This window comes from Paenibacillus sp. OT2-17 (assembly GCF_009827695.1).
Taxonomy (GTDB): Bacteria; Bacillota; Bacilli; order Paenibacillales; family Paenibacillaceae; genus Paenibacillus; species Paenibacillus polymyxa_B.
Map to the genome: position 1 here is coordinate 1 of NZ_WUDQ01000123.1, position 8,868 is coordinate 8,868.

Annotated in this window: 8 protein-coding genes; all 8 read left to right on the forward strand. The window is 47.8% G+C overall.

Annotation, left to right across the window (positions count from 1 at the left end; all coding sequences use genetic code 11):
• On the forward strand, positions 1 to 2,164 hold a 2,164-nt coding region (locus GRP75_RS14490), incomplete at its 5' end, for a histidine kinase (RefSeq protein ID WP_160789641.1).
• A gap of 517 nt (positions 2,165 to 2,681) precedes the next feature.
• Complete coding sequence (locus GRP75_RS14495) at positions 2,682 to 3,848, forward strand: P-loop NTPase family protein (RefSeq protein ID WP_160789642.1); 1,167 nt, start codon at positions 2,682 to 2,684, stop codon at positions 3,846 to 3,848.
• Positions 3,849 to 3,863: 15 nt separating this feature from the next.
• Positions 3,864 to 5,111 (forward strand): TadA family conjugal transfer-associated ATPase, encoded by a 1,248-nt coding sequence (locus GRP75_RS14500; protein ID WP_076158172.1) that lies wholly within the window; start codon positions 3,864 to 3,866, stop codon positions 5,109 to 5,111.
• Positions 5,108 to 5,899: a type II secretion system F family protein gene (locus GRP75_RS14505; RefSeq protein ID WP_160789643.1), complete on the forward strand. Its 792-nt coding sequence runs from the start codon at positions 5,108 to 5,110 to the stop codon at positions 5,897 to 5,899. Before GRP75_RS14500 ends, GRP75_RS14505 begins: the two co-directional genes overlap by 4 nt.
• A gap of 6 nt (positions 5,900 to 5,905) precedes the next feature.
• Positions 5,906 to 6,790: a type II secretion system F family protein gene (locus GRP75_RS14510; RefSeq protein ID WP_081326375.1), complete on the forward strand. Its 885-nt coding sequence runs from the start codon at positions 5,906 to 5,908 to the stop codon at positions 6,788 to 6,790.
• 13 nt (positions 6,791 to 6,803) lie between these two features.
• Positions 6,804 to 6,995: a Flp1 family type IVb pilin gene (locus tag GRP75_RS14515; RefSeq protein WP_013309278.1), complete on the forward strand. Its 192-nt coding sequence runs from the start codon at positions 6,804 to 6,806 to the stop codon at positions 6,993 to 6,995.
• Complete coding sequence (locus GRP75_RS14520) at positions 6,995 to 7,663, forward strand: TadE family protein (protein WP_160789644.1); 669 nt, start codon at positions 6,995 to 6,997, stop codon at positions 7,661 to 7,663. The genes GRP75_RS14515 and GRP75_RS14520 overlap by 1 nt, the downstream gene beginning before the upstream one ends.
• Positions 7,664 to 7,703: 40 nt before the next feature.
• The coding region (locus GRP75_RS14525) for a TadE/TadG family type IV pilus assembly protein (RefSeq protein ID WP_272917208.1) at positions 7,704 to 8,868 on the forward strand (1,165 nt) is incomplete at its 3' end.

Consider the following 8,868-nt stretch of genomic DNA (forward strand, 5'->3'; position numbering starts at 1 on the left):
GATTTGTGCGGTCTCAACCATGCAGCGGCCTGTGACCGTGGAACAGGTCGGCACGCTGGAGCGAGTGCCTAGTATTCATTGGATAAAAGATGGTGAGGAGCAAAAGGATTTGAATGTGGAAGCTTTGGTGGCACGAAATCCCGAGGTGGTACTGGTGGATCATTTGGCACATCATAACCGGAAGGACGCCCCATTTCCAACACGGCTGGAGGATATTCGGTATTTGCTGGAGCAGGGAATTAGCGTCATTACGACGGTCAATGTTTATGAACTCGAGGGAATTACGGAGTGGGTGTATCAGCTGACAGGCTTTGAAGCGGAATATACGGTTCCGGTTGATACACTGGAGCTGGCGGATGAAATTCGTCTGATTGATGCCACCCCGGAGATGATTTTGGAACGGCTGGCGAAAGGCTATATGCATACGCCCAATCCTGAGATGTTTCACCGGGGAAATCTGGGTAAATTGCGTGAGCTAGCCCTGCGATTGGTAGCAGAGGATGTGAACGATTCGCTGGAACGGCACCGGGAGGAGTTAGGCTTACACGGGGCGTCAGGAGCCGCAGAGCGTATTTTGGTACCTGTCCAATATCATTGGAATGGGTCCATTTATGTACGTAGGGGGGAACAGGTCGCCAAGCGGTTGGGTGGAGATATGCTAGTAGTCTCCTTTGTCAGCTCGAAGCGCAAGCTGTCCAAAGAATCAGCAGCCTTCAAGCGTTCAATTAAGAAATTGGCTGACAAGATCGGATCAACATTTGAAGAAATCCCGCTTTTTTCCCGCAGAAGGTTGCCTCGTCAACTGATTCATTACGCGGTGACGCACAATGTTACCCGAATTGTTATGGGGCATTCTCGGCAGACTCCGTGGCAGGAGCTGATGAAAGGATCGCTTGTGAATGGGATTTTAAAACGAATGAAAAATATGGATTTGCTGCTGATTGCGGACCGGGCCGAGCAGGAGGGAGAGCGGATTTTGCCAACAATGAGACAGGAGGAGGGAGAGAATGATCCGTATCATCGTTTGAGCGTTGAGGAAGCACAGGCTGAGGCAGCCAAAATCCTGCGGGGCAAGCTCAAGGTATACATTGGCGCTGCTCCGGGGGTCGGCAAAACATACACGATGCTGAGAGAGGGGAATGATCTGCTGGAGAGTGGGATCGATGTAGTTATCGGATTGCTGGAAACGCACGGAAGAGCAGAAACACTGGCCCAGGTAGGATCTCTGAAGATGATACCCCGTCAGTCCATCGAGCGCCATGGCGCACACTTGGAAGAAATGGACACGGAATCCATTCTCAGGCGTAATCCCGAGGTGGTGCTTATTGATGAGCTGGCACATACCAACGTTCCCGGAAGTATGAGATCTAAGCGCTATGAGGATGTGCTTACCATTTTGGAACAAGGTATTTCTGTGATATCCACAATGAATGTACAGCATCTGGAGAGCTTGAATGATGCGGTAGAACAGATTACTGGCATACGAGTGAGGGAAACTGTTCCCGACCATATGATGCGTCTGGCCGATGAAGTACAGCTTGTTGATGTGGCTCCTAAATCTTTGCAGCAGCGTATGCGTGAGGGCAAAATATACGAACCTGCGAAGGTGGAACAGGCACTTAGCCACTTTTTTAAACTGGGCAATCTGATTGCGTTGCGTGAACTTGCTTTGCGGGAATTGGCAGATGATGTAGATGAGCGGCTGGAATCCTGGGATCGACACGAATCACTTCGGGGACCGTGGCGCAGGGAGGAAGTGATCTTCGTAGGCGTGACGCTAAGCGAAAATGCTGAAAGGCTGATTCGCCGCGGTTTTCGTATCGCCTTTCGTCTGAAGGCTGTGTGGATTGTGACTTATGCTCATGTAGGTGAGCGTATACCCGAGAGACTGAACCCTCGTCTGGAACAACTAAAGTTGCTGACCCACCGACTGGGGGGAACCTTTGAGATACGGCTTGTTTCCAGCCGAAGCGAGATTGCCGACATTTTGATTGCTCCAGTGGAAGGATATTCAGGTACGCAGCTCATCGTGGGGCAGTCTTCCCGAAGTAGCCGTTGGGGGAAGGCTGCGGTTGTGCCGAGGATTCTCCGTCAAGCACGTCATATGGATGTTCTAATTGTGGCGGATTATGATCCGGATATTAAGCTTGAGGTAGATCGTTAATTCGCCCAGTAAATTCATAAATAGTCATATGATGGTTACCGATGGTTCGCTGCTTCCATAGTATATTCTATCTCAAAGAAATGGAGGCGAATTAAAAATGTTTAAACATTGTCATTTGCGTAAGCCAAAAAAACGTATCTTTAAGAAGATCATTAAGGTGACTGTCATTAAGTTTAAACCTAAATTTAAACATGATCACCGGAAACATGAAGATTTTGATAAGAAATGTCATTGCCGGAAACGTCGCCATCACCGCCATCATCGCCATCATGACTGTCATCGTCGTCACCACAAATTCTACTAAGATGAAGATGCTAGGAGGCGGGGCTAGACTGCCCGCCTTCTCCTAGTACGAGGATTTTGGAAGATACTTGCACAAAAAATACTTGCTCTAATATAAGCGCTATGCTATTCTACCAGTAAATAGATTGCACGTGACGGAAGCACCGTTCACCAACCGTATGTACTTACGGATGGATGAACGGTGCTTTTTTGCGTTGTTGTGTTAGGGAAAGGGATGAGCGTTATAGTTCCAGTGAAAGTGGTATTGGCCGTAGAAAGCCGGGATTATATTGAGCCGCTGCTGAATTATGTTCACGGAAGCGAGTACGCCAGAAGGCTGAGAATCACGGCTTTTTCGCAACCGGAGGCATTTCATCAATACATGATGGAAACCAGTGGAATGAAAAGACCGGATGTGGTGGTAGGTGAAGCGGCTTTTTTGAATCTATGGACAGACAGGGAAGCTGCTGATATTCCTTGTTTGGTATTGCATGAGGGAGAACAAGTGAGCGAATATGGACAGCCTTTATTAAAGTATCAGCCTTTATCTGAGCTGGTCGGTTTTATTTTGGAAACGGCTAGACAGAGGTCGAACGGTCGGAAAAGTGTAAACAGTCGGGAAGGTGGAATGATTATCGGCATCGTAGCAGCTTCCGGTGGACTAGGCAAGACAACGGCCGCACTCAATATGTCCAAACAGCTGGGGAATGAGGGATATTCGGTATTCTATCTGAATCTGGAGACGGTGGATTCAAGCTCGTTGTTCACTGGTTCAGGCAGTGCTAGCGGAGCAGAAGGAGAAGGGCTGTCCAGGCTGCTCTATGATCTCAAGGCGGAGGGGAGTGAGGACACTCCATTATCCATGGCTTCCTACTGTATTCGTCGCCCTGAAATTCAGGCGGATACTTTTCAGCCTGTCTATAATCGCAAGGAGCTGACGGACATGACTTGTGATGAAGCGAAAGAGCTGATTCGAACGGTTGCCGAAAGTGGGCAGTATGATGTAGTGATCGTAGATGGCGATTCTGAAAAAGGTGATCGGGCTCAAGCCGTGCTTGAAGCTAGTCATAAGCTGATTTGGCTGCTGGCAGACGATTTAATGAGCATGCACAAGTGCGGATTATGGCTGGATGTTTTAGAAACCACGCAGCCTGAAGGGCTTGAAGACATGATATGCAAAACCAGCTTTGTGGTGAACCGCTATATGGGAACTATGATCAACTCATTACCTCGTGACTTCATGGAGATAAACGGAGCGTTACCCTATATACCTTCATGGAAGCAGATGCAGCACCATGAGCTACTGCTTAGTTCACCGATTTATCAGCGGGAAATTCGTCATCTGTGCCACGAGCTGCTGAATGTGGACAGTGTAACACATCCGCCCGCCGTTTGGTCTTAAAAGGGGCTGATGAACATGAATGAGGAACGGTTTAAGGCATTGCGAGCAGATATCCGAAACGGGCTGGACGTAACGTCTTCGGTAAAGGATGCAGATCTGGTACGGCATATTGAAAATCGAATTTTACACGATGTAGAGCTGGTGGGCTTAACTTCCCGTGAGAAGCATGCACTCGTCCGCAAGATTTTTAACTCTTTCCGTGGGCTGGATGTACTCCAGCCATTGATTGATGACCCGACCGTTACGGAAATTATGATTAACAGTCACCGGGAAATTTTTGTGGAACGGGCTGGTGAAGTGATGCAGGTACCTGATCAATTTGAGTCCCGCGAGCGGCTGGAGGATTTAATCCAGACGATTGTAGCCGGGGTGAACCGAATTGTGAATGAGGCTTCCCCCATTGTGGATGCCCGGTTAAAGGATGGGTCACGCGTAAATATTGTGTTGCCTCCAGTTGCTCTCAAGGGTCCGACGATGACAATACGGAAGTTTCCCGAGCGTCCTATGACGATGGATGACTTGATACAAATGGGTGCGCTTGATGCAGAAACCGCTGCTATGCTCAAGGACTTGGTACGTAGCAAGTACAACATTTTTATAAGCGGAGGAACGGGGTCTGGTAAAACAACTTTTCTGAATGCATTATCCCAGTTTATCCCGTCGTCTGAACGGATTATTACCATTGAAGACTCAGCAGAGCTGCAAATTGTGACGGTCCCTAATCTAGTTTCCATGGAAACACGGAATGCGAACACCGAGGGGAAGGGAGAAATCACAATTCGTGATCTGATTCGTTCCTCCCTGCGTATGCGGCCCAACCGCATTGTGGTGGGTGAGGTCCGGGGAAGTGAGGCATTGGATATGCTGCAAGCGATGAATACAGGACACGATGGATCTTTGTCAACTGGGCATGCGAATAATATCCGCGATATGGTCAGCCGGCTGGAAACGATGGTGCTCGGAGGGGCAGAGCTTCCGCTTGGAGTAGTACGGCAGCAGATCAGCTCGGCCATTGATATATTCGTTCATCTGTCACGGATGCGCGACAAATCCAGACGAGTACTGGAAATTAGCGAAGTGATTGGTTTTGAAAATGGTGAGGTGACGCTTAATCCCCTTTATCGTTTTCAGGAACGAGGAGAAAGTAAGGGGCGAATCGTAGGAGGTCTGGAACGTTGTGGCGAGGGTCTGCAACATACTTTGAAGCTGCAAATGGCCGGGATCAATCCGGAAAGCTGGCACAGGGGAGGAGTATCAGCGTGAAGCCAGGAAAAACGACTGCCAAGCAAGTATCACATGAGATCCCTTCTCTGCCAGATTATACGGTGTATACATTATCGACAGTACAAAAAAGTCTGTGCATATTGTTTAGTGGCGTGCTGTTTGCGATGATCGGCTATCTATTTTATCACCAATGGATATTATCGTTGCTGTGCGCTGCCGGGGCTGTGGTGACGCCTCGTTATTTTAGGCAATTTTTGCTGCATCGACGCAGGTCTGCTCTAAGCATCCAATTCAAGCAGGCTTTATATTCTCTCTCGTCTTCTCTTTCAGCGGGAAGGTCGGTGGAGAATGGTTTTCGTGAGGCTGTAGAGGATTTGAGGTTGCTTAGTCCGGATGGAGATCACGACCTGATTTTTGAATTTAACATTATTACCGCCTGTCTCGAAATCGGACAGCCTGTAGAGGCTGCTTTGCAGGATTTGGCCCGTCGGGCGCAAATGGAGGATATTACGAATTTTGCGGACGTATTTGCGGCTTGCAAGCGAACCGGAGGTGATCTGGTGGAAGTCGTACGACGAGCTTCAAGTGTCATTGGTGAGAAGTTGGAAATTCAACAGGAGATCGGTGTAATGATTGCGCAGAAACGTTTTGAATCGAGGGTTATGTTTGCGGCGCCTTTTTTGTTTGTATTGTTTATGACGATGACAGCGGGTGATTACATGATGCCCTTATACAGCGGTACAGGTATGATTTTATCAACCTTTTGTTTATTGGTGCTTGGTGGATGTCTTGTGTGGATCAACCACATTATGAAGATTGAAGTGTAAGGAGAGATGGGTGTGGTGATGTTGGTTTGTCTGGTCATGCTGGTTCTGCAAGTGGGAGGTTGGGTGGTGCTGAACCAGATGCATGGTGCTAAGTATGCGCATTTTCGCCATATGAAGCTGGAGGGACTGCGGCTGCAAAGACTTTCAGTCCCATTTGTACACATGATTCATGCTTCACGTGCTACTCACAGGCTGCCTTTGCTGATGTTCAAGCTCCAGCGTTCGGTGCAGAAGCTGTATGGTATGCGCAACAGCGGAGAAAAAACGATGCTTTTTCTGACAGAAATGTTGGGTTACGGATATATAATGGCTGCTGGTGGAGCTTTAATATCGCTTATGCTGGGCGGGGATGCGACCGGGCTGGTGCTCGGATTGGGACTTGGTATTCTGGTACCCATCGCGCTGATCAAGGATTTGCATGGGAAAGTACAGAAGCGGGAGCAGCAAATTTTAATGGAATTGCCTGAACTGTTGAGTAAAATGATGCTTTTAGTAGGTGCAGGTGAGACGGTACAACGGGCATTGCTACATTGCGTGGAACGTAAAGGGGCGGATACGGAACATCCGTTGTATCGAGAACTGAGGCAGACGGTGGCGGAATGGGAAAGTGGCTATTCCTTTCAACAGGCATTTGAGCACCTGAGCAAACGTTGTGGTATTCAGGAAATGACAGTATTTACGACGACAGTTTTGTTGAATATGAGGCGCGGCGGGAGCGATTTCGTGATGGCTTTACGTGAGTTATCCCAGACGTTATGGGGCAAGCGGACTTCAATTAGCCGCACAAGAGGGGAGCAGGCTTCATCTAAGCTAGTATTCCCGATGGCGCTGATTTTGCTAACGGTAATTGTGCTGGTGGGCGCTCCGGCTTTAATGATGATGAATATGTAGGAGGAATACAACGATGATGACATTAGTAACAGGCAGTATTCGTAAGTTGTACAAGGATGAGGATGGTCTGGGTACGTTAGAAATGATCCTGATCATTGCCATTCTGATTGCGGTGGCAATTATTTTTAAGGATCAGATCAAGAAAATTGTAGAAGGGCTTTTGAAAAAGGCGGATAAAAAAAGTAACGATTTTATGGATTCATAATGCTGCGTAAATTATCACAAAAAGAGGACGGGAGCTTCTCCTTGGAAGCTTCCCTCGTCTTTCCCATTCTACTGCTGGTCATTTTTGTGATGTTATTTTTTGGCCTGTACATATATCAAAAATCTATATTGGTGCAGGTCGCTGCTACTGCTTCGGAAAGGGCCGCTTACAGTTGGGATAACAGCTTCAAGGACCCACGTACGGGAGCATTTACACAAGGGCAACGGGATTCTCTCTATTGGCGCCTGAAGGATGATGTTATGCTGGGAGCCCTGTTTGGCTGGACCGGAGCCAACAATCAGGAAAGTGTACAGGTTCCGGGCGGCAATGGGGGAGGCTCGTTACCTGCTCAGAAGCTGTCCAATGCAGAAAATAGAATGCCTGCGGGCATGCAGGGGCAGATGACATATGAGAACAGTATGATTCACCGTAAGGTGACCACAAAGTTAAATAAGACAGTGAAGGTGCCTTTGTTGAATCAGTTTTTAGATCAGACAGATTTGCAAGGGGAAATGAGCTCTGGCGTGGTCGAACCTGTGGAATGGATTCGTACGGTGGAGTTGGTCCGTTATTATGGTGCGAAGTTTATGGGCAGAGGATCAGGTGAAAAGGTAGATTCGGCAGTTGTAGGGAAAGTACTGATGCAATATGGTCAAAACGGTCAGTGAGAAGTAAGTAACGGGAATGTAACTGGAAAGGAGGAAGCGGGTGTTTGGTAAGAGACACAACACAAAGGACGGGGAATCAGGTGCTGTCACGGTCTTTTTAATTCTGATTTTGGCGGTCATGTTCGGTTTTATTGCTGTATTTATTGATTACGCGAGAATTGCTGCATTGCATGTGCAGACCGAACGGCTGACCCATGCGGCGGTTCGTTCAGTGATGTCTGCTTATGATCCGACATTACAACAGGAGTACGGTTTGTTTGCTTATGGCGAAGGCGGCGGAGAACAAATTATGGTCAAAGTGCTGAATGACAGCGCGCGGCGTACGGCACGCACAGAAACGCTACCGCTTATGAATATGAAGCTGGATTCTAGTTCCCTGCAAATGGAAAGGGAGCTTGGTAAATATGCCATATTTAACGAGCAGATCCGTGAAGAGATGAAGTATAAAGCACCTGTCGATTTTACGTTTGAAGTGCTCGAAAAGCTTAAGCCGCTCTCTCAAAATATGAAAGAGGCTTCTCATACGGTAGATTTGCTGAAAAGGCTGCAAAAGCTGTACGACAGACGAGAGGCCAAACTGGATGACATGCTGGAGAAGCAGCGTAAGGCAGGAGCTTATATGGAAGAGGTTCGCAAGCGGATTATTAAACAGAGGGGCACCTATATGCCCAATCAGTATATATGGGACCCGCTTGAGGTTGTAGCCGATATTGCCGCTCAATATAAGCATTACGTACATGTATATGAAGACAATAAGAAGAGTGTGGACGATGTTAAAATCATGCAGATGGAAAATTATGCACGTAGAGCGAGGGCAGCGCTTGATCGCCTGCGTCAGATCATGGTTCAGGCTGGAGAAGAACATGATAAGCTGCTTCTGGAAGCCAAGGAACCGTTAAGTGAGGCCCGACAGATTAATGAAGAGATGCGCAAAGTCATTGCCCAATATAAGCAGAGGGCGGCCAATGCAGGCTACGATGAGGTTTCAGCAGCCCCTACTCCAAGCGGAGCAGGCTCCAACGTAGATCCGTCGGTAGGAAGCGCACGGCAAAAAGCAGAGGATTTGTTGATTTCAGACAAGGAATTTGAGCAATGGGAAGCAGAAATCGAAAAGCAACGGACTTCTATAAATACTGCTAACAATAGAATAACGAGCATGATGCGTACCTTATCTTTTTATACAGATCCATTTTTGAATGCAGACA

Bases quoted from the DNA above. Each gene is read 5' to 3' on its own strand.
- GRP75_RS14495 (WP_160789642.1), top strand. From the start codon at position 2,682: ATGAGCGTTATAGTTCCAGTGAAAGTGGTATTGGCCGTAGAAAGCCGG.
- GRP75_RS14500 (WP_076158172.1), top strand. From the start codon at position 3,864: ATGAATGAGGAACGGTTTAAGGCATTGCGAGCAGATATCCGAAACGGG.
- GRP75_RS14510 (WP_081326375.1), top strand. From the start codon at position 5,906: ATGGGTGTGGTGATGTTGGTTTGTCTGGTCATGCTGGTTCTGCAAGTG.
- GRP75_RS14515 (WP_013309278.1), top strand. From the start codon at position 6,804: ATGATGACATTAGTAACAGGCAGTATTCGTAAGTTGTACAAGGATGAG.
- GRP75_RS14520 (WP_160789644.1), top strand. From the start codon at position 6,995: ATGCTGCGTAAATTATCACAAAAAGAGGACGGGAGCTTCTCCTTGGAA.